Source organism: Nguyenibacter vanlangensis (genome assembly GCF_013376155.1).
GTDB classification, from domain to species: domain Bacteria; phylum Pseudomonadota; class Alphaproteobacteria; order Acetobacterales; family Acetobacteraceae; genus Gluconacetobacter; species Gluconacetobacter vanlangensis.
Window position 1 is genome coordinate 1 of record NZ_JABXXP010001043.1, and the last position, 773, is coordinate 773.

Below are 773 nucleotides of genomic sequence, written 5' to 3' on the forward strand. Positions count from 1 at the left end.
CGCCGACCTGCTGCGTCAGCCGGTAGACGAACAGCGCCAGCGCCTGCGCCGCCCGCCCGTCGGATCCGGCCCGCGCATGCAGGTCGCGCATGTCGGCCGACAGGTCGGATACGCCCAGCAGCCCGGCCCGCCGGTACAGCACATCCTCGATCCCGGCGGCGTCCAGCCCCTCGGCGCGCATCATGTACAGCAATACGCCGGGGTCGATCTGGCCGCAGCGCGTGCCCATCACCAGCCCGTCCAGCACCGAAAACCCCATCGTGGTCTCGATGCTGCGTCCCGCCGCCAGCGCGCACAGGCTGGCTCCGTTGCCCAGATGCGCGACCACCGTCCGCCCCGCCGCCAGCCGGGGCGACAGGTCCGGCAGACGGCCGGCGATATAGTCATAGGACAGGCCATGAAACCCGTAGCGCCGCACCCCGCCTTCCTCATAGCGGCGCGGCAGCGCCAGGCGCCGCGCCGTCTCGGGCATGGTGTGGTGGAACGCGGTATCGAAACAGGCCACCTGCGGCAGGTCCGGCCGCAACGCGCCCAGCGCGCGGATCGGCCCCAGGCTGGCGGGCTGGTGCAGCGGATCGAACGGGGTCAGCGCCTCCAGCCGCGCCATGACCTCCGGCGTCACGCGCACCGGCGCGATGAAATCCGCGCCGCCATGCACCACCCGGTGCCCCACCCCCAGCAGCGGGACATCCCCCAGATGTCCCCCCACCCAGTCGATCAGGGTGGATACCGGCCCGTGATGCGGGTCGTCCCCCGCGCCGGCCGCGTCCCAG

The 773-nt window shown here is 73.0% G+C and carries 1 protein-coding gene; it reads right to left on the reverse strand.

The window, feature by feature from the left end; all coding sequences use genetic code 11:
* Positions 1-773: acetate/propionate family kinase (locus tag HUK84_RS21090; RefSeq protein WP_176641911.1), on the reverse strand; the 773-nt coding region annotated here is incomplete at both ends.